General features: G+C 67.5%; 21 protein-coding genes. 3 read left to right on the top strand and 18 right to left on the bottom strand.

Annotated elements, in window-relative coordinates; genetic code table 11:
- Positions 1–14: 14 nt before the first annotated feature.
- From HMPREF3113_RS10020 to HMPREF3113_RS10000, 5 genes are all read right to left on the bottom strand, one after another.
- Entirely contained in the window at positions 15–641 is a 627-nt protein-coding gene (locus HMPREF3113_RS10020) for a DUF2242 domain-containing protein (RefSeq protein ID WP_070425951.1), read from the bottom strand.
- Positions 642–769: 128 nt separating this feature from the next.
- Complete coding sequence (locus HMPREF3113_RS10015; protein ID WP_070471956.1) at positions 770–2,947, bottom strand: carboxy terminal-processing peptidase; 2,178 nt, start codon at positions 2,945–2,947, stop codon at positions 770–772.
- 238 nt (positions 2,948–3,185) lie between these two features.
- Positions 3,186–4,199, bottom strand: coding sequence for a lipoyl synthase (gene lipA, locus HMPREF3113_RS10010; RefSeq protein WP_070471954.1), 1,014 nt, complete (start codon positions 4,197–4,199; stop codon positions 3,186–3,188).
- Between the two features lie 18 nt (positions 4,200–4,217).
- Entirely contained in the window at positions 4,218–4,925 is a 708-nt protein-coding gene (gene lipB, locus HMPREF3113_RS10005) for a lipoyl(octanoyl) transferase LipB (RefSeq protein ID WP_070471951.1), read from the bottom strand.
- A complete protein-coding gene (locus HMPREF3113_RS10000) occupies positions 4,913–5,191 on the bottom strand; it encodes a DUF493 family protein (RefSeq protein WP_019186034.1) in 279 nt (92 codons plus the stop codon). Before HMPREF3113_RS10000 ends, lipB begins: the two co-directional genes overlap by 13 nt.
- Before the next feature lie 193 nt (positions 5,192–5,384).
- Between HMPREF3113_RS10000 and HMPREF3113_RS09995 the strand changes: the two genes are divergently transcribed.
- The gene (locus HMPREF3113_RS09995) at positions 5,385–6,449 is read left to right on the top strand and encodes a lipid A deacylase LpxR family protein (RefSeq protein ID WP_019186035.1); all 1,065 of its coding nucleotides are present in this window, start codon (positions 5,385–5,387) and stop codon (positions 6,447–6,449) included.
- Positions 6,450–6,655: 206 nt separating this feature from the next.
- Here the strand turns inward: HMPREF3113_RS09995 and HMPREF3113_RS09990 are convergent, their stop codons facing one another.
- The 9 genes from HMPREF3113_RS09990 to HMPREF3113_RS09950 form a co-directional block, all read right to left on the bottom strand.
- The gene (locus tag HMPREF3113_RS09990; protein WP_070471949.1) at positions 6,656–7,873 is read right to left on the bottom strand and encodes a D-alanyl-D-alanine carboxypeptidase family protein; all 1,218 of its coding nucleotides are present in this window, start codon (positions 7,871–7,873) and stop codon (positions 6,656–6,658) included.
- A 106-nt stretch (positions 7,874–7,979) separates the two neighbouring features.
- Positions 7,980–9,296, bottom strand: coding sequence for a septal ring lytic transglycosylase RlpA family protein (locus tag HMPREF3113_RS09985; RefSeq protein WP_070471947.1), 1,317 nt, complete (start codon positions 9,294–9,296; stop codon positions 7,980–7,982).
- Complete coding sequence (mltB, locus tag HMPREF3113_RS09980; protein ID WP_070471946.1) at positions 9,293–10,438, bottom strand: lytic murein transglycosylase B; 1,146 nt, start codon at positions 10,436–10,438, stop codon at positions 9,293–9,295. The genes HMPREF3113_RS09985 and mltB overlap by 4 nt, the downstream gene beginning before the upstream one ends.
- A 596-nt stretch (positions 10,439–11,034) precedes the next feature.
- Positions 11,035–12,135: a rod shape-determining protein RodA gene (rodA, locus tag HMPREF3113_RS09975; protein ID WP_070425955.1), complete on the bottom strand. Its 1,101-nt coding sequence runs from the start codon at positions 12,133–12,135 to the stop codon at positions 11,035–11,037.
- A 166-nt stretch (positions 12,136–12,301) separates the two neighbouring features.
- Complete coding sequence (gene rodA / locus HMPREF3113_RS09970; RefSeq protein ID WP_019186040.1) at positions 12,302–13,414, bottom strand: rod shape-determining protein RodA; 1,113 nt, start codon at positions 13,412–13,414, stop codon at positions 12,302–12,304.
- On the bottom strand, positions 13,411–15,471 hold the full coding sequence (mrdA, locus tag HMPREF3113_RS09965) for a penicillin-binding protein 2 (RefSeq protein WP_070471943.1): 2,061 nt from the start codon (positions 15,469–15,471) through the stop codon (positions 13,411–13,413). The genes rodA (HMPREF3113_RS09970) and mrdA overlap by 4 nt, the downstream gene beginning before the upstream one ends.
- Position 15,472: 1 nt before the next feature.
- Positions 15,473–15,958: a rod shape-determining protein MreD gene (gene mreD, locus HMPREF3113_RS09960; protein WP_019186042.1), complete on the bottom strand. Its 486-nt coding sequence runs from the start codon at positions 15,956–15,958 to the stop codon at positions 15,473–15,475.
- A complete protein-coding gene (gene mreC / locus HMPREF3113_RS09955; RefSeq protein ID WP_070471942.1) occupies positions 15,955–17,061 on the bottom strand; it encodes a rod shape-determining protein MreC in 1,107 nt (368 codons plus the stop codon). The genes mreD and mreC overlap by 4 nt, the downstream gene beginning before the upstream one ends.
- Before the next feature lie 153 nt (positions 17,062–17,214).
- The gene (locus HMPREF3113_RS09950; protein WP_019186044.1) at positions 17,215–18,261 is read right to left on the bottom strand and encodes a rod shape-determining protein; all 1,047 of its coding nucleotides are present in this window, start codon (positions 18,259–18,261) and stop codon (positions 17,215–17,217) included.
- Between the two features lie 275 nt (positions 18,262–18,536).
- Between HMPREF3113_RS09950 and HMPREF3113_RS09945 the strand changes: the two genes are divergently transcribed.
- Positions 18,537–19,475, top strand: a complete 939-nt coding sequence (locus HMPREF3113_RS09945; protein WP_019186045.1) for a carbohydrate kinase family protein — start codon at positions 18,537–18,539, stop codon at positions 19,473–19,475.
- 82 nt (positions 19,476–19,557) lie between these two features.
- Here HMPREF3113_RS09945 and HMPREF3113_RS09940 read toward each other — a convergent pair whose 3' ends face one another.
- From HMPREF3113_RS09940 to HMPREF3113_RS09930, 3 genes are all read right to left on the bottom strand, one after another.
- Positions 19,558–20,130, bottom strand: coding sequence for an HAD family hydrolase (locus tag HMPREF3113_RS09940; protein ID WP_083298764.1), 573 nt, complete (start codon positions 20,128–20,130; stop codon positions 19,558–19,560).
- A 35-nt stretch (positions 20,131–20,165) separates the two neighbouring features.
- Positions 20,166–20,897: a hypothetical protein gene (locus tag HMPREF3113_RS09935; RefSeq protein ID WP_070471939.1), complete on the bottom strand. Its 732-nt coding sequence runs from the start codon at positions 20,895–20,897 to the stop codon at positions 20,166–20,168.
- 94 nt (positions 20,898–20,991) lie between these two features.
- Positions 20,992–22,038: an MBL fold metallo-hydrolase gene (locus HMPREF3113_RS09930; protein WP_217628702.1), complete on the bottom strand. Its 1,047-nt coding sequence runs from the start codon at positions 22,036–22,038 to the stop codon at positions 20,992–20,994.
- Positions 22,039–22,169: 131 nt separating this feature from the next.
- On the opposite strand from HMPREF3113_RS09930, the gene HMPREF3113_RS09925 reads away from it, so the two are divergent.
- A complete protein-coding gene (locus HMPREF3113_RS09925; protein WP_070471935.1) occupies positions 22,170–22,790 on the top strand; it encodes a TetR/AcrR family transcriptional regulator in 621 nt (206 codons plus the stop codon).
- A gap of 71 nt (positions 22,791–22,861) precedes the next feature.
- Here HMPREF3113_RS09925 and HMPREF3113_RS09920 read toward each other — a convergent pair whose 3' ends face one another.
- Positions 22,862–24,802 (bottom strand): M1 family metallopeptidase, encoded by a 1,941-nt coding sequence (locus tag HMPREF3113_RS09920; protein WP_070471933.1) that lies wholly within the window; start codon positions 24,800–24,802, stop codon positions 22,862–22,864.
- Positions 24,803–24,836 lie beyond the last annotated feature (34 nt).

Below are 24,836 nucleotides of genomic sequence, written 5' to 3'. Positions count from 1 at the left end.
GCACCCCCGCCCGCTCAGCGCAGGGAGGCCGGGGTATCGCTCACCACCGTGGCTGGCGTCGGCTCCACCGCCGCAGCGGGGGCGGTCGCCGGCGCGGCAGCCGGGCTGGGCTCGGGCACGGCCGCTGCCGGCAGGTACTGCTGCAGGCGCTCGAAGAAGCGGCGATAGAAGGTGGCGTCCTGCACGGTGCTGCTGGCCACTTTCACCAGCGAGTCGTCATTGCTGCCGAACGGCAGCGAGACCGAGCCCAGCGCACCGACGCCGACGCTGGCCGAGGTCGGGCTCTTCTTCAACGCGTAGCGGTCCTGCACCGCGCTGACGAACACCAGCGCCTGGTCACCGCGCGGCGCGCACGAAATACGCAGCACCAGCTGCTCGTGCTCTTCATCCCTGGGCTGGAAGTTCTTGTTGCCCTCCACGGCGTCATCGCCGGCGCGGGCGATCGCATAGCCCTGGCTGAGCAGGGTGCGGCGGGCGGCCTCGCAGGCCTGGGCAGGCGGGCCGGGCACCGTGCGCGAATAGGTATCGCCGGAGTCGAACGACTCACGGATCAGGGTGCTGTCGGCGGCGCGGCCGCCACAGGCGGTCAAGGCGGCGAACACCGCCAGCAGCGGGATCGAACGTACACGACGAAAGCGCATGGCCGCTCCTGCGGAAATCCAGCCTCCAAGGATAGACCCGTGCGCGTTGGCAGGAGGTGGATACGCACAGGCCGCCCCGAAGGGCGGCCTGTGGAGTTGTCACCTGTTCAGCTGGTGGCGGCCGGTGGTCAGTCCGCCCAGCGGCCCGCGGCAGTCGACTGTGGCAGGACCTGGGCCGACAGCGGGCGGTCGGCCTCGAGCAGGTTCACCGCATCGGCCAGGATCGCCGCCGACTCGCGCAGCAGCGGATCCGGGCGCTTTTCGGCGGCCTTCTCGCGGGCGGCATCCTTGACGATGTCGCGTTCGTTGCCGGTCAGGCCGTCGTCATTGCTGTCGTCGGCCAGCGGGTCCAGATCCAGGCCCAGCTGCTTGCGGATCGCCTGGCGATCGGTGCGCTGCTTGTCCTGCTTCTCGCGCTCGGCGCGGCGCTCGGCCTCGTTGAGCGAGATGTACTTCTTGGCCTTCTCCGCCCGGAACTGCTCGACATCCTCGTTCCACCACTGGAACTCCTTGTCGGCGGCGATACGCGTGTCGTGGCGGCTTTCCAGCTTGGGCAGCAGCGGGCCGAAGTTGCCGTACTGGGTGTGCGGCACCGCGGCGATGCGGGTCCACGGCAGCGCGTTGTCGTAGGTGCTTTCGCCGTACTCGCTGGCGTCCACGCTGGCCGGGAAGGCCAGATCGGGCACCACGCCCTTGTGCTGGGTGCTGCTGCCGCTGACGCGGAAGAACTGGGCGATGGTCAGCTTGACCTGGCCGAAGCGCTGGGTCTCGCCACTCGGCCACCGGTCCAGATCGACGATGTTCTGCACGGTGCCCTTGCCGAAGGTGGTCTCACCGATCACCAGGCCACGGCCGTAATCCTGGATGGCGCCGGCGAAGATCTCCGAGGCCGAGGCCGAACCGCGGTTGATCAGCACGGCCAGCGGGCCATCCCACGCGACCACTTCGCTGCGGTCGCTGTTGACGGTGACGCGGCCACCGGACTCGCGCACCTGGACCACCGGGCCCTGTTCGATGAACAGACCGGTCAGTTCGATCGCTTCATCCAGCGAGCCACCGCCGTTGTTGCGCAGGTCCAGCACCACGCCGTCGAGCTTGTCGGCCTTGAAGCCGGCCAGCAGCTTGGCCACGTCGCGCGTCGCCGACGCGTAGTCCGCGGCATTGCGGCGGCGGCCTTCGAAGTCCTGGTAGAAGGTGGGCAGCTTGATCACGCCCACCTTGCGCTCGGGCTCTCCATCCTTGGCCGGAATGGTCAGGGTCTCGCCCTTGGCGGCCTGTTCGGCCAGGCGCACCTTCTGGCGGGTCAGCACCAGGGTGTGGTGCTTGCCGTCCACGCCTTCTTCGGCCGGGATGAATTCCAGGCGGACCTGGGTATCGCTCTTGCCACGGATCTTGGCCACCACGTCATCGATGCGCCAGCCGATCACGTCTTCCAGCGGACCGGACTTGCCCTGGCCGACGCCGACGATGCGGTCGCCCGGCTTGAGCGTGCCATTGACCGCGGCCGGACCGCCGGCGATGACCTCGCGGATCACCACCATGTCGTCCTGGCGCTGCAGCTGCGCGCCGATGCCTTCCAGCGACAGCGACATCGCCTGGTTGAAGTTCTCGGCGGTGCGCGGGGTGAAGTAATCCGTGTGCGGGTCCACGGCGCTGGTGTAGGCGTTGAGGAAGAACTGGAACACGTCCTCGCCCTTCAACTCATTGACCGACTTTTCCAGCGTCGCGTAGCGCTTGTCCAGCGTCTTGCGGATCTCGGCCGGCTGCTTGCCGGCCAGCTTCAGGCGCAGCCAATCGTTCTTGACCGACTTGCGCCACAGATCGTCCAGTTCGGCGCTGCTCGCGGCCCACGGCACGTCCTTGCGGTCGTACTCGAACTTTTCATCGGTGCTGAAATCGAAATCGGTCTTGAGCAGCTTGCGCGCATAGCCGACGCGCTCGCCCACGCGCTGCTTGTAGACCGCGAACACCTGGAACGCCGGCTCCAGCTCGCCGCCGCGGATGGCGGTGGCGATGTTGGCCTCGAACGGGGCGAAGCGGGTGATGTCGGCCTGGGTGAAGAACTGCTTGCTGCTATCGAGCGATTCCAGATAGCGCTTGAAGACGTCCTTGGAGGTCGCGGCATCCAGTGCGCGCGGCCGGTAGGCGTATCGGCTGTCCGACAGCAGCCCGTAGACCAGCTTGGAGGTGGTCACCTGGTCGGGTGTTGCCGCCGAAGGCAGCGCGGGCGAATCGGCGTAGGCGGCCAGTGCCATCGGCGCGGTGAGCGCCAGGGCCATCAGGAATGCGGGGGCTTTGAATTTCATGGACTAGCTCGTGGCACCTTGCCAAGGGAGAGACTGCGTGCATTACAGACACCACGACAGTGCCGAAAGTTGCCGCGTTTGTCACCGGGGCCTTCAGCCTACCGAGGCCGTTGGAGAAATTTGTGAATACCGGCGGGATCGGCAGGCAGGCACAGGCCTGCGGCCATCCGCGGTTCAGGGCCGCGGCCGGGGAAAGACGGAGTGGATTGGCAGAACGGGCCCCGAAGGGCCCGCTGGATCAACCGGCGACGCCGGCGTCGGCCGCCTGGCGGTCGGCATGGTAGGACGAGCGCACCATCGGACCGGAGGCGACGTGGCTGAAGCCCAGCGCATTGCCGTACTCCTCCAGCGCCTTGTACTCCTCGGGGGTCCAGTAACGCAGCACCGGGTGGTGATGCGCGGTCGGCTGCAGGTACTGGCCGATCGTGATCATGTCCACATCGTGCTCGCGCAGGTCGCGCAGCGTGGCCTGGACCTGCTCCAGGGTCTCGCCGAGGCCGAGCATGATGCCGGACTTGGTGGCGATTTCCGGGTGCTGGGCCTTGAACTTCTTGAGCAGGGTCAGCGACCACTGGTAGTCCGCGCCCGGGCGCACATTGCGGTACAGGTCCGGCACGGTTTCGATGTTGTGGTTGAACACATCCGGCGGGTTGGTCGCCAGGATCTCCAGCGCGCGCTCCATGCGGCCCTTGCCACGGAAATCCGGGGTCAGCACTTCGATCTTGGTGTTGGGCGACCTGGCGCGGATGGCACCGATGCAGTCGGCGAAGTGCTGGGCACCGCCGTCGCGCAGGTCATCGCGGTCCACGCTGGTCACCACGACATACTTCAGGCCCATGTCCGCCACCGTCTGGGACAGGCTGGCCGGCTCGTTGGCATCCGGCGGCTTGGGCCGGCCGTGGGCGACGTCGCAGAACGAGCAGCGGCGGGTGCAGACCTCGCCGAGGATCATGAAGGTCGCGGTGCCGTGGCTGAAGCACTCGTGGATGTTGGGGCAGCTGGCTTCCTCGCAGACCGTGACCAGGCGGTTTTCGCGCAGCTTGGCCTTGAGGTTCTGCACGGCATTGCCGGAGGGAATCCGCACGCGGATCCACGACGGCTTGCGCAGCACCGGCACGTCGGCGAACTGCACCGGCGAGCGGCCGATCTTGTCACCGCCGATCTGTTTGACGCCCGTCTGCAACGGGGCGGCGGACGGCGTGTCGCCCTGCACAACCTGCAGGGGAATGAGGCGAGCGGTGGTTTCAGTCATGGCCTTGGTCGGCGGCGTTCACGCCGCGTCAGTCAAATCGGGTAATTCAGCGGCCGGCTCGAGGGCCAGGCCGAACTGGCGGGCCAGATGGCCCAGCAGCACCGGCGTGACGGCCGCCATGCCGGACGGTCCCCCCAAGTCTACCACCGAGGTCACCTGCAGCCCTTGATAGCCACAGGGGTTGATCCGGCGGAACGGTTCCAGGTCCATGGCCACATTGAAGGACAGGCCATGGAAGGTGCAGCCACGGCGGACGCGGATGCCCAGGGCGGCGACCTTCGCCCCGCCCACGTAGACCCCGGGCGCGCCCTCCAGCCGCTCGGCGCCGATGTTCCAGTCGCCGAGGGTGTCGATGATGGCCTGCTCGATGCGGCAGACGTAGTCGCGCACGCCGATCCCCAGCCGACGCAGCTGCAGCAGCGGGTAGATCACCAGCTGGCCGGGGCCGTGGTAGGTCACCTGGCCGCCGCGGTCGACATGCAGAACGGGAATATCGCCGGGGGCGAGCACGTGCTCGTCCTTGCCGGCCTGGCCCAGGGTGAACACCTGGTCGTGCTCGACCACCCACAGCTCGTCGGGGGTGTCCTCGGTGCGGGCATCGGTGAAGCGCTGCATCGCGTGCCAGACCGGGGCATAGGGCTGGCGGCCGAGGTCGCGCACAATGGCCGGTTGCGGCGCCCGGTCACCCGGGGCCGCAGCGGTGGCGCAGCTGGTTACAGCGTCCACTTCACTTCCGGGTGGTCGCGCAGGGCGTTGTGGGCGGCGTCGTACTGGTCGCGGTTATCCGCCTTGAACACCAGCCGCACCGACACATACTTGCCGTTGGACGAGTGTTTCCAGCTGATGCGCTCGCTCAGCACATCCACGCCGGCCAGCTCGAGCAGGCGCGGCAGTTCGCGTTCCAGGTCCTTGCCGGCTGCGCCCATGGCGCTGAGTTCGAACTGGCCGGGAAACTGGAAGCCGTGGTCGGGGTTGTCAGACTTGATCTCCATGACCGGGATTATGGGGATGCCTGCGCCCGAACCCAAGCGCTGCTTGATCGTGCGCACAGCGGCGCCGAACGGCCCGTGAAAACGCCTGTATCGCCACTGATACGCAGCAGTGCGTGCGCAGTGCTGTTCACGACATCACGCTCTGATTACGCTGTACCGGCTTAAGAAAGAATAAATCCCCGCCTGGTATCCCATGTCTCTGAAGCCCTTTGCGCTGCCGGCCGCACTCGCCGGTGTCCTGGCCCTGGCCGCGCCTGCCGCCCACGCCGCCACTCAATGCGGGCCCGATGCGATGCGCGAGCACCCGCCGCAGGTCAATTTCCGCGTCGACAACGACCTCTTCGGTGGCAAGGACCAGGACCAGGGCTATACCAACGGCGCCCAGATCACCTTCGTCTCGCCGAACCTGGTCGATTACACCGATGACCCGTGCCTGCCGCGCCTGGCGCGCTGGGTCAACAGCCACCTGGAGCGGCTGCATCCGGGCGAGTACGAACAGCAGAACATGATCTTCAGCCTGGCCCAGGGCATCTTCACCCCCACCGATTTCACCCGGAAGGACCTGATCGAGGACGACCGGCCGTATGCGGGCGTGCTGATCGGCAGCTTCGGTTACAACGCGCGTCGCGGCGACCGGTTGCAGACCACGCAGCTGGCGTTGGGCGTGGTGGGGCCGTGGGCCCAGGGCGAGGAAGTCCAGAACGCGGTGCACGAGCTGCTGGGCGATGAGAAGTTCCAGGGTTGGGACAACCAGCTGCACAACGAGCCGGTGATCATGCTCACGCACGAGCGGATGCGCCGGTGGCCGGCCGACGCCAGTGAGAACCTGGGCGGCTGGGGCTGGGATGCGATCAGCCACTACGGTGGCGCGGTAGGCAATCTGGCCACGCACCTCAATGCCGGTGGCGAGGTGCGCTTTGGTTGGAAGTTGCCGGATGATTTCGGCAGCACGCCGCTGCGCCCGGCCGGTGAGAACACTGCGCCGACGCGCGGCGGCAAGCCGAGCGGCTGGTCGTGGCATCTGTTCGCCACCACGGATGCGGCGTGGGTGATCCGCGATATCACGCTGGACGGCAATACCTTCCGCAACAGCCACAGCGTGGACAAGCGCCACGTGGTGGGGACGGCCGGTTACGGGCTGGCGGTGATGCGCGGTCGCTGGAAGTTCGCGCTGGCCCGTTACCACAGCACGCGCGAGTTCGATGGGCAGCGTGAGGCGCCGGTGTTCGGCAGCTTCACGATCAGCCGGTCGCTGTAAGCGAGCGACTGATGGTGAAGCGGGTAGCTGCCGACCGTTGGTCGGCACACCGTGACCCCAGCCCGGTATGCGAGGAGCCGGCCAGCGGCCGGCACTACCCGGATCCGCACCGGTTCACCTGGTAGCTGCCGACCGTTGGTCGGCCCATCGCCCACCCAAAAAAAGACCGGCTTTCGCCGGTCTTTTTTCAGTGCGGTGGAACCGGATTACTCCGATTCCCACCACATCCAGAAGCTGTCCCACAGGCGCTTGAAGAAGCCGGCTTCTTCCACGGCGGCCACGGCCACCAGCGGGGCCTGGGCGACGACCTGGTTGTCCAGCATCACCTTCAGGGTGCCGACCTGCTGGCCGGCGGTGAACGGCGCTTCGAGGGTCTTGGGCACGTCGATGCTCGGCTTGAGATCGTTGTAGCGGCCGCGCGGGACGCTGACCAGCATCGGCTGGGCCACGCCCAGCTGCAGCTTGTCGGTCTTGCCCTTCCACACCTTGTGCTCGGCCACGACCTTGCCCGGCTCGTACATGCGGTGGGTTTCGAAGAAGCGGAAGCCCCAGTTGAGCAGCGCCAGGCTGTCATCGGCGCGCTGCTTTTCCGAGCCGCCACCGAGCACCACGGCGACCAGGCGCTGGTCACCGCGCTGGGCCGAGCTCATCAGGCAGTAGCCGGCTTCGGAGGTATGGCCGGTCTTGATGCCGTCCACGCTCTGGTCGCGCCACAGCAGCAGGTTGCGGTTGGGCTGGGTGATGTTGCCGACGGTGAATTCCTTCACCTTGTTGTAGGCGTAGGTTTCCGGATAGTCACGCACCATCGCGCGGCCCAGCAGGGCCAGGTCGTAAGCGGTGGTGTGGTGGCCCGGGGCGCTCAGGCCATGGGCGTTGACGAAGTGGGAATCCTTCATGCCGATCTTGGCGGCGTAGCTGTTCATCAGCGAGGCGAAGGCCTCTTCGCTGCCGGCCACGTGTTCGGCCAGGGCGATCGCGGCATCGTTGCCGGACTGGATCGCCATGCCCTTTTCCATGTCTTCCAGGCGTGCGGTCTGGTTGACCGGGAAGCCGCTGTAGCTGCCGTCGGTGCCGGCGCCGCCCTCGCGCCAGGCGCGCTCGCTCATCATCACCTGGTCGTCGGTGCGGACCTTGCCGTTCTTGACCTCGGCGGCCACGACGTACGACGTCATCACCTTGGTGATGCTGGCCGGGGCCAGTTGTTCGTGCACGTTTTCACCGGCCAGGACCTGCCCGGTGGCGTAGTCCATCAGGATCCAGGCCTTGGAGACGCTGGGCTTGGGGGCCGGCGGGGTCGCCACGGTGGCCGGAGCGGCGGCGGCGGGAGCAGGCGCCGGTGCCGGGGTCGGCGCAGGGGTCTGGGCGGAAACCATGCCCACGAACAGGGTCGTGGCCATGGCAGCGGCGGCAAAGCGGAATTTCATCGGACAGCAAGCTCCTGGAGGGCGCCAAGGGGTGGATGAGGGATAACGGGCATTGTAGGTCCAAGGAGCGGCGGCACGCGCTGGCGTGCCGCGGGCAGTGGAAGGCTCAGTCCTTCACGATCTGCGGCGCCCCGAAGCCCAGACCGGCAATCCGGCCGGCAAGTTCCGAGGCGCTGGCATGGTCGGGGGCCGGCACGCGCAGGCGCCACAGGGTGCGCCCGCCACGGACGATGTCGCTGATGCTGGCCCCGGCGATGCCCGCCGAGGACAGCTGGCCGAGCGCGCGGGTGGCGTTGTCACGGCTGGCGAAGCTGGCGACCTGCAGCAGCACGCTGCCGAGCACCTGCTGGGAAAGCGTTGCACCGGGGGCCGGTGCCGGACGTGCCGCGGGTGCGGCGGCGGGCAATGCGGCCACCGCCACCGGCGCACTGTTGACGCTGGCAGCCTGGGTGGTGGCGGGCTTGCCGGTGGCAACGCGCACACCGTTGTCGCGCATCCAGTGATCGAAGTTGTCGGCGTTGCCCGGCTTGGCCGAATCGGCCACGCGGTAGCGGTACTTCTCGCCGGCCGGTTTGGCGGCAGCGGTCGCCGTGGCGGCCGGCAGCTTGCCGACCAGCGCATCCATCTCGCTGGCACTGCGCACGGCAGCGGCGGGCGCGGAGGCGGCGGCAGCCGCAGCGGCGGCGACCTCGCGGCGCTCGCGGCGGCTGGGCTTGTCGACCATCAGGTTGTCATCCCCCGGTGCCAGCGCACGCACCTCCACGTTGCCGGTGCCGCGCTGGGTGATGCCCAGGCGCACGGCGGCGGCATAACTGAGATCGACCACGCGCCCATCGTGGAACGGGCCGCGATCGTTGACGCGCACGATCACCGATTCGCCGTTGTCCAGGTTGGTCACCCGGGCAAAGCTCGGCAGCGGCAGGGTCTTGTGCGCGGCGGTGAAGGCGTACATGTCGTACACCTCGCGGTTGGAAGTCAGGCGGCCGTGGAACTTGGCGCCATAGTAGGAAGCAGTGCCCTTCTCGGCATAGCCGCGGGTCTTGTCCATCACCTGGTACTGCTTGCCCAGCACGACGTACGGCGATTTGTTGCCGATCGGCGAGCGCGGCAGATCGACCACTTCCGGCTCGGGGATGCAGGCCACGTTCGGGATGTAGGTGGGGGTGCTGTCATTCACGCCCGGCTTGTACAGACCGCCGGCGCGGTAATCGCCGCGCGTGCTGGGATCTTCAGCAGCCGCCTTGTAGGGAGAGCCTTCCGGACAATGCGCCGGACGCCCGCCCTTGCCCTGCACCACCGCGGCGGACGGCTTGCTGCTGCCGGCGCTGCTGGCACCGGGTTTCTTCGGCGCACTGCTGCAGGCGGCCAGTGCCAGTATCAACAGACCCGGGATCAGCCATCTGGAGCGTGCGATCGTGTTCATGCCGGCGGCAACTCCTGTCCAGCAATGGCCTGGGACAGCTGGTACACGGCCATCGCATACATTTTCGAGAGGTTGTAGCGGGTAATGGCGTAGTAGTTCTGGAAGCCCAGCCAGTACTGCTTGCCGGTGCTGCCTTCCAGGGTGATCGGGGTGGCGGTCAGGCCCGCGGCGACCGGCACGCTGGGCTGGTACCCGCGCTGGGCCAGCTGCGACAGCGTCCAGGTCGGCGCCCATTCGGTCGGATTGAATTCCTCGCGACCGGCCTGCAGCGTGGCCGGCACGGCCACCGGGCCACCCCGGACCCAACCGCCCTTCTTGACGAAGTAATTGGCGATCGACGAGAACACGTCGTCGTAGCTGTTGAACAGATCGCGGCGGCCATCGCCGTTGCCGTCCACCGCATAGTCCAGATAGCTGGAGGGCATGAACTGGCCCATGCCCATCGCGCCGGCGTAGCTGCCCTTGATCGCGGTGATGTCCAGCTTTTCATCGCGGGTCAGCGCGAACAGGCGCGACAGCTCGTCGCGGAAGAACAGCTCGCGGCGCACTTCACGTTCAAGCTTGGCCGGGTCGCCGCTGCGCGGGTACTTGAAGGCCAGTGTGTACAGCGCATCGAGCACGCGGTAGTTGCCGGTATTGCCGCCGTAGCTGGTTTCCACGCCGATGATCGCCACGATCACCTCGGCCGGGACGCCGGTGCGCTGCTGCACGCGCATCAACTCATCGCGGTGCTGGGCGAGGAATTTCTTTCCGCCCTCGATCCGCGCCTGGCTGATGAACATCGGCCGGTACTCGTTCCACGGTTTGACCCGCTCGGCCGGGCGCGACATCGCGGCGATGATCGGATCACGGATCTGCGCCTGGGCCAGTGTCGCCTCGATCTGCGCGGCCGGAATGCCGTAACGGGCGGCGGTATCGCGCACGAAGTTGGCGCGGGCCACCTCGAAGGGCACCGGGGTCAGATCCACCGGGGCGGCGTTGGCTCCGGCTGCCTCCGGGGCAGCTTCGGCCGGACCCTTGCTGCCCGGGTCCGGCGTGACGGGAACACCCGAGGCCTGCGGCGTCGGTGAAGGAGTCTGCGGCTGGGTCGCACAAGCGACCAAACCGAGCGTGAGCATGCAGGCCAGGGAGCGTCGAATCATCGCGGCAGGTTAGCAGGTCATGGATGAATTAAAACCCCTAAGACCATGAATCTCAACGGATTGCCCGAGTTTCTCCACTGCCGTTAAGGCCGTGTGTAGACAGGCGCATGACCTGCGCCCATTCATGTATTGCTGCGGGGCGCCACAATCGCGGCGGTACCGGCGTGCGGCACGGCCCGCCACCCGGCGGCCGGGGCAGCCCAGCAAGGGCTGCCTCGCAACGCACGTCTCACTTTTGGAGGTTGGTAGGGACGGCACAAGAGGTTCGCCGGTTGCGTCCCCATCCCCGCAGACGCAACCGGCCAAACCGGACCTGATCGGCAGCGGCGCGGCGCGCATCTCCCCAGCGCGCGCTTCGCCCCTCTGCCTGTGAGGTCAACTACTCCCCGCCAGACTCCCCCTCCGCGATGCTTGGCTCAGCGCGTCGTTGTTGGCGGGCCGCCATTGTGCAGGCCGTTTACGACAAGTCCATTGATCGAGATCAAGTCACTTCATATCTGTGCGCCACTTCTCACTTTTGCCCGCGCGCGTTGACAACGTGTGCACCTGAAACCGTTTCCCCATGGGTGCCCGCGCAACGGCTGCGCAAACCTCGCTCATGTGGCATGCACCGGCTGGTGCTGTCGTGCGGCCATGACCAGCCCGAAACTGGCCAGCAGCGAGACCGCCGAGGTGCCGCCATAGCTGATCAGCGGCATCGGCACGCCCACCACCGGCAGCAGGCCGGAGATCATGCCGCCGTTGACCAGCACATAGACGAAAAACACCAGGCCGGTGGTACCCACCAACAGGCGCGAGTAGCCACAGCGCGATTGGCTGGCGATCCACAGGCAGCGCGCGGTAACGAACAGGAACAGGCTGAGCACCACTGCCACGCCGACCCAGCCGAACTCCTCGGCCAGCACCGAGAAGGCGAAGTCGGTGGTGTACTCGGGCAGGAAATCCAGCGTGGCCTGGGTCCCCTGCCCCCAGCCTTTGCCGTGCATGCCGCCCGAGCCGATCGCGATCTTGGACTGGATGATGTTCCAGCCGGTGCCCAGCGGATCGTTCTCCGGGTACAGGAAGGTCAGCACGCGATCCTTCTGGTACTGGCGCAGCAGCCCGAACCAGGCCAGCGGCGCAGCGACCGACAGCCCGCCCAGGGCCACGGCCATCCACCACCAGCGCAGGCCCGCCAACAGCAGCGCGAACACCCCGCTGGCGGTCACCAGCGTGGCCGTGCCGAGGTTGGGCTGCAGCAGGATCAGCACGGCGGGGCCACCGATCAGCACCGCGGCGGTGAGTACCGCACGCGGCCGCGGCGGCAACGGCTGCTTGTGCAGGTACCAGGCCATCATCATCGGCAGGCTCAGCTTGAGCAGCTCGGAGGGCTGCAGATAGAACACGCCCAGGTTCAACCAGCGCTGGCCGTATTTGCCGGTGCCCACCACATACACCGCCAGCAGCGGCAGCAGGGACAGGGTGTAGATCCACGGCGACCACGCGCGTAGTTCCACCACCGGCAGCCGCGACAGCCCCCACAGGGCGGCAAGCCCGGCGCCGTAGCGCATCGCCTGCGCATGCACGGGCCCGTCCACGCTGTGCAGCACGGCCAGGCCGGCCACCATCAGCAGGCACAAGGCGCCCAGCAGCGGCAGATCCAGCGTGCGGAAGAAGAAATGGAACACGGCGCGTGCGCGCTGCAGTAGTTCGACCATGCGGACGACTCCTGTGGATGACGCGACGCACAGCAGGAGGCGACACGGCGAACAGAAAGCGGACCCGCGATGCGGGCTGGCGCGAGCGCAGGACCGTAACACGCGTGGGCACCCCAATCCTTAGCCGACACGTACCGCCGGTGCGCGGCGTACGCATCGCGCGCACTCAGCCGTAGCCGCCGTGCACCGGATTGTGGCGACGCACGGCCATCACCAGGCCGAAGCCGGCCAGCAGTGATACCGCCGAGGTGCCGCCGTAACTGATCAAGGGCATCGGCACGCCCACCACCGGCAACAAACCGGAAATCATGCCGCCGTTGACCAGCACATAGACGAAGAACGCCAGCCCGGTCGCGCCGGCCAGCAGCCGTGAATAGGTATCGCGCGATTGCGAGGCGATCCACAGGCAGCGCCCGATCACCACCAGGTACAGGGCGAGCACGATGGCCACGCCGATCCAGCCGAACTCTTCACTGAGCACGGAGAAGGCGAAGTCGGTGGTCTGTTCGGGAATGAAGTTCAGGTGCGACTGCGAGCCCTGGCCCCAGCCCTTGCCATCGAAGCCGCCCGAGCCGATCGCGATCTTGGACTGGATGATGTTCCAGCCCGCACCGAGCGCATCGCTCTCCGGGTCCATGAACATCATGATGCGGTCCTTCTGGTACGGGCGCAGCAGCCAGAACCAGGCCACCGGCGCGGCCGCGGCGACCCCGCCGACCGCCACGCCCACCCACCACCACGGCAGCCCGGCCAGCAGCAGCACGAACGCGCCACTGGCGGCGATCAGCACGCCGGTGCCGAAATCCGGCTGCAGCATCACCAGTCCGGTCGGCACGCCGATGATCACCGCACTGGTCAGCACCGTGGAGAAACGTGGCGGCAGCGGCATGCGATGCAGGTACCAGGCCACCATCATCGGCAGGCTGACCTTGAGCAGCTCGGCCGGCTGCAGGTAGAACAGCTTCAGATCCAGCCACTGCCGGCCGTACTTGCCGGTGCCCAGCACGAACACGGCCAGCAGCGGAATCATCGACACCGCGTAGATCAGGGGCGTGGCCGAGCGGATGCGCAGGATCGAGACCCGCGAAATCGCCCACATCGCGGCCAGGCCGACCGCGAAACGCGCGCCCTGCGCGAACACCAAGCCGTCGCCACCGGCGCTCTTGAGCACCGCCAGGCCGATCAGCATCAGCGCGCCCAATGCCAGGCAAAGCACCCAGTCCAGCGAGCTGCTGAAACGGACGGCCATATCGACCGCCCAGCGCAGGAAGACCTTCATCGTGGCCGCTCCGGTGCGGTCGGGGGCGCGGTGGCACTGGGCACGGGCGCGCCGGGTTCCGGCACAGGCGCAGGCGCCGGCACGCCCACCACGACCGGCAGCAGCTCCAGCGCAGCGACGGCGGCATCGCCGGCCTCGCGGGCCGCGCCATCACCACCATCGAAGGCGGTGATGCCGATCGCGGTCGTGCCGCGCTCGCTGTCCAGCGGTTCCAGGCCGTCGGGCATCTTGCCGAGCAGCCAGGCATCGAAAATCTTGCGTGCGATCGGTGCCGCCGCCGAGCCGCCGTAACCACCGCCCTCGACCGCGATCGCCACCGCGATGACCGGGTTGTCGGCCGGCGCGAAGCCCACGAACAGTGCGCGGTGGCGCAGGTGCAGCGGCAGGCTGCGCGGGTTGACCGCGGCCGTGCCACGGCGGCTGATCACCTGCGCGGTACCGGTCTTGCCGGCCATCACGTACGGCGCGCCCGCAGCCGCACGCGCGCCACTGCCGCCCGGCTGCATGGTGCCCATCATGCCCTCGCGCACCGCCTGCAGATTGCTCGGCGTGGGGCTGATCGGCTTGCTTTCACCCGGCGGCGTTGCGGTCCAGTCCGCGTCGAAGCCGGCCCGCTGCTGCATCACCAGGTGCGGCTGGCGCAGGTGGCCATCGGCGATCCCGGCCACGCCATGCACCAGCTGCAGCGGAGTGACCTTCCAGTCGCCCTGGCCGATGCTGACGTTGACCGTGTCGCCGGGATACCAGCGTTCTTTTCTCGATTTGTACTTGGCCGCCGGCGAAGGCAGGATGCCGCCGATCTCGCCGGTCAGGTCGATGCCGGTCGGCGCACCGAACCCGTAATAACCCATGTAGTGGTCAAAGCGTTCGATGCCCAGATCCAGCGCGAGCTTGTAGTAGTACGTGTTGACCGACTGGGTGATCGACTTGCGCAGATCGGTCCAGCCATGCCCGCCACGGTTGGCATCGCCCCAGCCGCGCGAGGTGCCCGGCAGATAGAACATGCCGGTGGAGAGGATCTTGTCCTCCGGCCGGCGCACGCCACTGTCCAGCCCGGCCAGGCCGATCAACGGCTTGATCGTGGAGCCCGGCGCGACGCCGCCCAGCACCAGGCGGTTGAACTGCGGCCGCGACGGGTTGTCGTTGAGCGCCTTGAAATCGGCGTGCGAGATGCCGTTGACGAACAGGTTGGGGTCGTACGAGGGCAGGCTGACCATCGCCAGCACCTCGCCGGTGCGCGGGTCCATCGCCACCGCTGCGCCTTCGAACTCGCCGAAGGCGGCGACCATCGCGCGCTGCAGATCGGCGTCGATGGACAGCCGCAGATCGCTGCCGGACTGCGCCGCGACCCGGCCGATGGTGCGGATCGCGCGGCCCTGCACGTTGGTCTCGACCTGCTCGTAACCGACCTTGCCGCGCAGCTGCTGCTCGTAATAGCGCTCCAGCCCGGACTTGCCGATGTGGGTCAGCGCGGCATTGCCCTCGCCCAGCATCTCCAGGTCTTTGTCATCCACCCGGCCGACGTAGCCGATGATGTGCGCGAACAGATCGCCATAGGGATAGCGGCGGGTCAGGTACGGCTCCAGCTCCACGCCGGGGAAGCGCCAGCGGTCCACCGCAAAGCGCGCCATCTCCTCATCGGTGACACGCAGCTTGAGCGTGACCGGCAGGAAACTACGGCGCGCCTTGCGCGACTTGTTGAAGGTCTCGATGTCTTCCGGGCTGAGCGCGAGGATCCTGGACAGGCCGGCCAGGGTGGCGTCCATGTCCTTGACCTTGTCCGGGGTGATGTCCAGGCGGAACGCCGGCACGTTCTCGGCCAGCAGCCGACCGTTGCGGTCGTAGATCATCCCGCGCCCGGGCACCACCGGCCGCGGCTTGATCCGGTTGGCCTCCGAGCGCGTGGCGTAGATGTCGTGGTCCATCACCTGCAGCTTGAAGTACCAGCCGCCCAGCCCGATCAGGCATACCAGTACGCCGAGGAAGCCCAGCGCGGCGCGGCGCCGGAACTGTTCTGCCTCGGCATGCGGATTCTTGGCCTGGCGGCGCATGTACATGTCAGCGCCCGCGTCGCCCGAAGCGCAGCGCGTCCAGCAGCACGAACACCAGCGGCCACAGCGCCATGCCCAGCAGCGGCGCCCACCAGTACGACCACGGCAGGGTCGGCTCGCCCACCACGATGTGCACCACCGCGCTGACGATGCGGTCGTTGAACAGCAGCCCGCCGATCGCCAGGATCTGCTGGGACATCGGGAAGAAGCGGATCCGCGCGCGGAAGCGCTGCAGGATGAAGGTCAGGATCACCAGCCGCAGCGCCTGCTCGCCCAGCACGCCGCCATACAGCAGATCGGCGATCACGCCGCTGGCGAAGGCGATGCCCAGCCCGACCCGGTCCGGCGTTTCAATCACCCAGTAGGCCAGCACCAGCGCCAGCCAGTATGGCCGCAGCGGCTGCAGCAGGGCCGGCAACGGCAGCAGGCCGAGCAGCAGCGCTACCACCAGACTGACCGGCAGCACCCAAGGTTTATCGCGCAGGCGGCTCATCGTTGTTCCTCCGGCGGCGTGGCGCCGGTTTCAGGCGCGGGCGCGGGCGATGCCGTGGCCCGACGCGGGACCGCCACCGGTACCGGCGCGGCCGGGCCGGGCCGGTTGGCCTGCGGCACGTTGGCCGGCACGCTCGTCGGTGCGGTGCCTGCGGGGGGAGCGCCAGCCGGTGCCGCGCTGCCCGCCGGAAGACCGTCCTGCAGCGGCGATTCCGCCGGGCCACCCGCTTCAGCGGCGTCGCGGCGCAGGTTCGGCGGAAGATGGATCGCTTCGCCCGGACGCAGCAGCAGGACGTCGCGGCCACGGTCGAGCTGGGCGGCCGGCTTCAGTTCGCCGACCAGGAAGGCATGGGTGTCGTCCGGACGCAGGGCGGTGATGCTGCCGACCGGGAAGCCGGCCGGGAAACGACCGCCCAGCCCGGAGGTGACGATCTCATCGCCGACTTCCACCCCGGCACTGAGCGGGATGTCACGCAGTTCCAGCTTGTCGCCGCGGCCGTAGACGATCAGCCGCACGCCGTTGCGGGCCACGGTCACCGGCACGGCATGGTCGGGGTCGGTGAGCAGCAGCACGGTCGCGCTGTTGCCGGTGGTGGCGATCACCTGGCCCATCAGGCCGCCGGCGTCGATCACCGCCTGGCCGACATGCACGCCATCGCGGGTGCCGGCCGCCAACACCAGGCGCTGGCGCACCGGGTCCAGGTCGATATCCAGGATCGGCGCGAGCTGCACATCCAGGCCACTGCGCTCGGCCACGTTGAGCAGTTCGCGCAGCTGGGCGTTGTCCAGCGCGGCGGTCTGCAGCCGGGTCAGGCGCGCGTTGGCGATGAGCAGCTGGTTGCGCAGCTCGCGGTTCTCGCTGACCAGCTGGCCGTGGCTGGCCGCATTGTCCTTGACCTGGGTACCGAGCCGGCCCGGCAGGCCGGCCAGCGCCCACACCGGCTGCACCAGCACGTTGGCCTGCGCGCGCAGGCGCGACAGCCAGCCGGCCTGGTCATCGAGCACGATCAGGGTGATGGCCAGGGCCAGGTAAGCGAGCAGGCGCAGCGGACTGGCGGCATCGCCCTGGCGGGAGGCTACGGGAGGACCGGCGTAAGGCGGCACAGGCGTCGACTGGGAAAAGTGTGGGTGAAGCGCGTTGCAGCACAGCGCAGCGGGAACAGCATGCGAGAACGCCCCGGCGAGGCGATGCCCGGTGAGCGGGGCTCACCGGCATCACGCCGCAGAGGCGCGTCCACGATACACGGCCGGTACGGCTTACTCCGGCGCAAAGAACTCGTTGCCGTGCATGTCCACCAGCTCCAGCGCACGACCGCCACCGCGGGCCACGCAGGTGAGCGGGTCATCGGCCACCTGCACGTGCAGGCCGGTCTCTTCGGAGATCAGGCGGTCCATGTCGCGCAGCAGGGCGCCACCACCGGTCAGCACGATGCCGCGCTCGGCGACGTCGGCACACAGTTCCGGCGGGGTCTGTTCCAGCGCCAGCTTGACCGCGCTGACGATGCCCGACAGCGGCTCGTGCAGGGCTTCCAGCACCTCGTTGGAGTTGATCTTGATCATCTTCGGCACGCCCTCGGCGAGGTTGCGGCCGGAGATTTCCATCTCGATCACTTCCGCCTGCGGGTAGGCGCAGCCCAGCTCGACCTTGATCCGTTCGGCGGTGGCTTCACCGATCAGCATGCCGTGGTTGCGGCGCACGTAGTTGGTGATCGACTCGTCGAAGCGGTCGCCACCGATGCGCACGGAGGCCGAGTAGACGATGCCGTTGAGCGAGATGACCGCCACTTCGGTGGTGCCGCCGCCGATGTCGATGACCATCGAGCCACGCGCCTCGGTGACCGGCATGCCGGCGCCGATCGCGGCGGCCATCGGCTCTTCGATCAGGAACACATCACGCGCACCGGCCTCCTCGGCCGATTCCTTGATGGCGCGGCGCTCGACCTGGGTCGAGCCGGCCGGCACGCAGACCAGCACCCGCGGGCTCGGGCGCAGGAAGCGCGACTTGTGGACCTTCTTGATGAAGTGCTTGAGCATCGCCTCGGTGTAGGTGAAGTCGGCGATGACGCCGTCCTTCATCGGGCGGATGGTGGTGATATGGCCCGGGGTACGGCCCAGCATCTGCTTGGCTTCGGCGCCTACGGCAGCCACGGAACGGGTACCACCGATGGCACGGTCCTGGCGCACGGCCACGACCGACGGCTCGTTCAGCACGATCCCCTGCCCACGCACGTAGATGAGGGTGTTGGCCGTGCCCAGGTCGATGGACAGGTCATTGGAGAACATGCCACGCAGTTTCTTGAACATCTGGGAGTTGATCCTGAGGGGTGTCGCGCCCAACGCGGGATGGCGAAAAAATGGGCAGAATTCGAGGCCGACAAGCCTAGCAATCCCCCTGTGCGCGAGCAAGGACAAATCTGGCCGAAAGCCAGCCTTCACGGCCATTCAGGCCAATCCGGACAGCCCGGGTTCTGGCCCAAAGCCGCCTCACCCGTTAACCTTTGCGCCGCAGGGCGCCGCAGGGCGCCGTTTCGTTGCCCGCCCGACGGGCCTCAAACCCCCTTCCGCATAGGCCTTACTCGATGTCCGCTTTGATCTGTGGTTCTCTTGCCTTCGACACCATCATGGTGTTTCCGGACCAGTTCAAGAATCACATCCTGCCGGACAAGGTGCACATCCTGAATGTGTCGTTCCTGGTGCCGCGCATGCGTCGTGAATTCGGCGGGTGCGCCGGCAACATCGCCTACAACCTGTACCTGCTGGGCGGCGAGCCGATCCCGATGGGCACCGTGGGCTCGGACTTCGGCCCGTACCGGGAGTACTTCCAGGGCCTGGGCATCGACCTGAGCCGGGTCAAGGTGATCGATGAGCTGTTCACCCCGCAGGCGTTCATCACCACCGACCACGACAACAACCAGATCACCGCCTTCCACCCGGGCGCGATGATGCGCTCCTACGAGAACCACGTGAAGGATGTGCCGGGCGTGACCCTGGGCCTGGTCGGCCCGGACGGGCGCGAGGGCATGATCCAGAATTCGCAGGAGTTCTTCGACGGCGGCGTGCCGTTCATCTTCGACCCGGGCCAGGCCATGCCGCTGTTCAACGGCCCGGAGCTGCGCACCTTCATCGAGCAGGCCGACTATGTCGTGGTCAACGACTACGAGTCCAACCTGCTGCAGGAGCGCACCGGCTGGGATGAAAAGGAGATCGTGAGCCGGGTCAAGGCCTACATCACCACCCGCGGGCCGAAGGGCGCGGTCATCCACACCCCGGAAAAGACCTATGACATCCCGCCGGCGCACGAGCGCCGCGTGGTGGACCCGACCGGCTGTGGCGATGCGTTCCGCGCCGGGCTGATCTACGGCATCGAGAAGGGCTATGACTGGCTGACCATCGGCCGCATGGGCAACCTGATGGGCGCGCTGAAGGTCGAGCACCCGGGCACCCAGAACCAGCGCTTCACCTTCGATGAGTTCAATGAGCAGTTCAAACAGCAGTTCGGCTACGCGTTGAACGTTTGATCAAGGGTAGAGCCAGGCCATGCCTGGCTGCTCTAGAGGTCCACCGCCTGCCGATCATGCGGCAGGCACTTGTCCGGCGCGATCAGACCGAAACCCGCTTTCCTTCCCACGCCGCCAGCACCTGCCCGCAGTCGGCCAGCTGCCAGCAGGCCATGCCCGGCCAGGGGTTGTCCGGGGTGTTGACCAGCAAGGTGCGGGTGCCGGCGGCGCGGCCGCATTCCAGGTCGAAGCGATGGTCGCCGACCATCACCACCTGGGATGGAACGGCCTGCCAGCGCTCAACGAAGTACTGCAGCCCGACCGGCGACGGCTTGGGCTCGGCTTCGTCGCGGCCGATGATGTCCTCGCGGGCAAAGACGTCGCCGATACCGATCGCCTGCAGGGTCACGTCGGCGAGTTCGCGCGCGTTGCGGGTGAGGATGCCCAGCCGGCAGCCCGCAGCGTGCAGCGCGCGGACCAGCGCGACGGCGCCGGGGGCGGCCTGCGCCTGCCCGGCCAGCGCGCGTTCGTGTGCGAGCAGCCAGGCATGCTTGGCCGCAGCCTCCTGCGGCGGCAACGCGGCGAGGTGGGTTAGGATGTCGTCGTCCGCTGGAATCGCGAGCTCGCGTTTGATGCGCTGGAAATCATGCACCGCGATGGTCAGCGTGCCGTCCATGTCGAACACCCAGTGACGGATCGCCGCAAGCCCGCTCACTTCCACCACTGCGGCATCCTGCTCGTATCCAAGCCACCGGTTTCGAACACGGCCGTGCGCGTGCCACCGGCCTTGACCGGGAACTCGATGCTGATCACCTTGGCCTTGCGCGCCAGGTTCCACAGCGCTTTCTGGTCGGTGATGAACATCGCGATCGCCTCATCTGTGTCCGGGCGCCAGGCGGCCATCGAGACCGGCTTGCCGTCATCGACGGTCACCTTGACCTGGCATTTCGGGCAGCGGAAATCGCCGGCCTGCAGCACCAGGTAGGCATGCCGCTTCCACTCGGGATGATCGCGGAATACCAGCTGCACCGGCTTGGCGCCGCTGCCATCCACGTCCACGCGTTCCTTGCTGTAGATCTGCGCAGAGGACTGGATGCCCTTGGTACCGACCGGGATCTGGTTGTACTGCCACAGGGCCTGCAGCCGGCGCGTTTCGCGCGCGGCCTCGGCCTTGGCCTTGACCTCGGCGTAGCCCGGTTCGATCCGCGCGGCGACATCGGTGTCCTTGTACTGGTCCAGCAGCGAGCCACCGTGGATGCGGGCACGCTCCCAATCCTGCGCGGCGACGGCCATGTCGTACTGCTTGGCCACGCCTTCGGCCTTTTCTTCCTGCTGCGCCTTGGCGGCGGCCGCGGCGGCCTGCTGCGCCTGGCGTTCGGCTTCGGGGTTGCTGCAGGCGGCCAGCGCGAAGGCGCAGGCTGCTACCAGGATCAGTCGTTTCATCGCGTGCTCCCTGTTGGTCGATGGCGCACAAGGCGCCTGCGCCTACTTTATCGCCAAGCGGAGCATGCCGGCGTCGCCGCGATGGCGGCCTGCCTTACTTTGCGGTCGGCTGTCCTTCGCGCCACCAATGGGTGGACGGTGCCGGTGCGCGGATATCCAGGCGTTCTCCCATGTGTGGCGCGGTCAGCGGCACGCCCTGCGCCTGCGCCAGCGCGGTGATGCGCTCGAAGGGTTCGGTCCACGGGTGCAGCGCGAGGTCGAAGGTGCCGTTGTGGATCGGCATCAGCACCTTGCCACGCACATCCAGATGCGCCTGCAGGCTCTGCTCGGGCTGCATATGCACGTCCGGCCAATCCGCGCCGTAGGCACCGGTTTCAATCATGGTCAGGTCGAACGGGCCGTAGCGTTCGCCGATCCGGGCGAAGCCGTCGAAGTAGCCGGTGTCGCCGCTGAAGAAGATCCGGGTCTGACCCGTATCGATCACCCACGAGGCCCACAGCGTGCGGTTGCCGTCGGCCAGGGTGCGCCCGGAGAAGTGCTGGGCCGGCGTCGCGACGATCTTCAGGCCTTCCACGCGGGTGTCCTGCCACCAGTCCAGCTGCACGACCTTCGCCGCCGGCACGCCCCATGCGATCAGGCGGTCGCCCACGCCCAGCGCGGTGACGAAGTGCTGCACCTTGGGCGCGAGCGCGAGGATGGCATCGTGGTCGAGGTGATCGTAGTGGTCGTGGGAGATGATCACGCCGGTGATGGGCGGCAGTTCGGCGATGGTGAGCGGCGGCGCATGGAAGCGCTTGGGGCCCATGAACGACATCGGCGAGGCACGTTCGGCGAAGACCGGGTCGGTCAGCCAGAAATGGCCGTCCAGCTTCATCAGCATCGTCGAGTGACCCAGCCGCCACAGGCTGTCGTCCGGCGCATCGAGCAGGGCCTGGCGGGTCAGGGCCTGCACCGGGATCGGCGCCAACGGGCTGGCGTCGGCCGGCTTGTTGAACAGGAAGCGCCACATCACCCCGGCCGTGCGGAAGAAGCCGAGATCGGTCTTGCCGGTGGGGTTGTGGAAGCGCCCGTCGCCGAACTGGGGCGACTGGTCATAGGCGGCCGCCGGGCGGGCACCGCAGGTCAACAGGCCAATGGACATGGCGATCAACACCGTCAGAAGGAGGAGGATGCGAGGCAGGCGACGTTTCATGCGGGGCGTGCCCAGAAAAGTACACCGGCGAGTTTACTTGCCTTTTTCGAAAAGTAAACTGAACGGTGTAAAATGGCCGCATGAGCCCCTCCGACCGCCCCACCCGCCTGACCGACCGCAAGCGTGCGGCCATCCTGGAGGCAGCGGTGGCCGAGTTCCGCGCGTTCGGTTTCGCCGGCACCAGCATGGATCGCATCGCGGCCACGGCCGAGGTGTCCAAGCGCACCGTCTACAACCACTTCGCCAGCAAGGACGAGTTGTTCACCGCCATCCTGTGGCAGCTGTTCGAGGCCAGCCAGGCGCTGGCTGTCGTGCCCTACGACCCGGCACGGCCGCTGCGCGATCAACTGTTGCTGTTCGCGGCGCGCAAGATGCACCTGCTGGACGACCCCGGCTTCATCGATCTGTCCCGGGTCGCGATGGCCGAACTGGTCCATGCCCCCGAGCGCGCGCGCGCGATGATGGACAAGCTGGCCGAGAAGGAAGAAGGCCTGACCGGCTGGATCCGCGCGGCCCAGGCCGATGGCCGGCTGCGCACGGACATGCCGCCGGCCGAGGCCGCGCACCAGTTGCAGGCGATGCTCAAGGCCTTTGCGTTCTGGCCGCAGATCACCTTCGGGCAGCCACCGCTCACGCCGGCACAGCAGCAGCAGGTGATGCACGACTGCGTGGACATGTTCCTGGCGGTCCGCGCGGTGTGAGCGCCGGCGCCCAGGCATAAAAAAACGGCGGGTTTCCCCGCCGTTTTTCGTTCAACCGATGCGTCTGGCGATTACGGCTTGGCCGTGCCCGCCTCGGCCTTTTCCAGCATGTCCTGCACCGAGCCCGTGGTGATCGGGTGGTAGCCCGGCTTGGCCTTGGCGAAGGCGGCCTTGGCGAAGGCCAGGCCTTCCGGTGTCTTCACCAGTTCGGCGTAGATCGGCATGATCAGCTTGCGACGGCCGACGCGCTCGATGAACGCACCGGCGGCTTCGTTCGCTTCGCTGTAGCCGCTGCGGATCGTCAACGGATACCAGCGCATCGCGATCTCGCCGTTGGCGGTACCGGTGAAGTGGTAGGCCTTGTCCAGCGCGGCCAGCTTCTCCACCGGCAGGGTCTTGCCCAGGCCGTCAATGAAGTGCACCCATTCCTGGGTGCCCCACTCGCCGGTGATCTGCGCGTTGGGCAGCGTGTTGCTGCCCTGCCAGGCGATGCGGGCGGTATCGACGATGGAGAAGTTGCGCGAGCGGGCCTTGGTCGCGAACGACGGAATGCCCGGCTCGTCCAGCCATGCCTTCAGCTCGGCGTCGCTGACGGCGCCGGGCTTCTTGGACAGCAGGTTCTTCTTCAGGTACTCGACGAACTGGTCGGTGTTCGCGCTCTGGAAGGCATGGTCATCGAACCAGCCCCGCAGGAACGGATCGAAGGTTTCGCGGCCGAAGCGCTGTTCCAGGAACTGCAGGAACCAGGCGCCCTTGACGTAGGCGACCTGGCTCAATGCCTCGTCCGGGTCACGCTCGCTCAGCGGCGGCAGGGCGAGGGCCTGGTCGGCCGCGCTCATGTCCTTCACTTCGGCGAGCAGATCGTTCTGGTCGATCTCGCGCTCCATCTCGGCCATTTCCTGGCCGTACAGCGCCTCGGTGATGCGGCCCTGCACGTAGGTGGTGAAGCCCTCGTTGAGCCAGATGTCCTTCCAGCTGGCGTTGGTCACCAGGTTGCCCGACCAGCTGTGTGCCAGTTCGTGGGCCACCAGCGAGACCAGCGACTTGTCGCCGACGATCACGGTCGGGGTAGCGAAGGTCAGGCGCGGGTTTTCCATGCCACCGAACGGGAACGACGGCGGCAGCACCAGCATGTCGTAGCGGCCCCAACGGTATTCGCCGTAGAGCTTCTCGGCAGCGCCGATCATCTTCTCGGTGTCTTCGAACTCCTTGGCGGCCTTGCCGACCATGGTCGGTTCGGCCCACACGCCGGAGCGGCCGGAGATCGGCTCGAACACCAGGTCGCCGGCGGCGATGGCCAGCAGGTAGGACGGGATCGGCTGCGGCATCTTGAAGGTGTAATCACCATCACGCGCGGCCTTGGGATCGTTGTCGGCGCTCATCAGCACCATCACGTCCGGGCGCGAGGTGACATGCGCGCTGTAGGTGAAGCGCACGCTCGGCGTGTCCTGCAGCGGCACCCAGGAACGGGCGTGGATGGCCTGGGACTGGCTGAACATGAAGGGCAGCTTCTTGCCCTCTGTCATCGACGGCTCCAGCCACTGCAGGCCCGAGGCGGTCGGTGCGGTGTGATAGGTGATCACGACCTTGGCCGGCTGATCCGGCGTCTCGATGCTCAGCTTGCTGCCGAACACCTTGTCGGCCGGTGCCAGCACGAACGGCAGCGGTGCAGCCTTGCCGTCGGCGGCGATCGCCTCGACCTTCTCCACGGTCAGCTCGCGGGTGTCCAGCACCAGCTGCTTGGCGGCCTTGTCCTTCCACTCCAGCGTGTAGGTCGCGGTGCCGCCGATCTGCTTGCTGTCGAAGTCCAGCTTCAGGTCCAGCGCGATGTCCTTGACGACGACCTTGTCCGGCTCGGCGTAGGAGCTTTCATCGTGGCTGCGGCTGTCGGCTTTCATGGCAGTGCTCGCCGGGGCGTTGGCAGTGGGATCGACGGTCGGAGCCGCCGGTTCTTTGGAGCAGCCGGACGCCAGGGCGACGGCCAGGGGAATCAACAGGAACGGAGATCGCATGAATCGGGACCGATCAGGGTGAAACGACCAGTTT

This window comes from Stenotrophomonas sp. HMSC10F06, assembly GCF_001807865.1.
In the GTDB taxonomy this organism is placed as follows: domain Bacteria; phylum Pseudomonadota; class Gammaproteobacteria; order Xanthomonadales; family Xanthomonadaceae; genus Stenotrophomonas; species Stenotrophomonas bentonitica_A.
The sequence above is the reverse complement of the archived record's forward strand: the minus strand, read 5'-3'. Positions and strand labels throughout refer to the sequence as shown.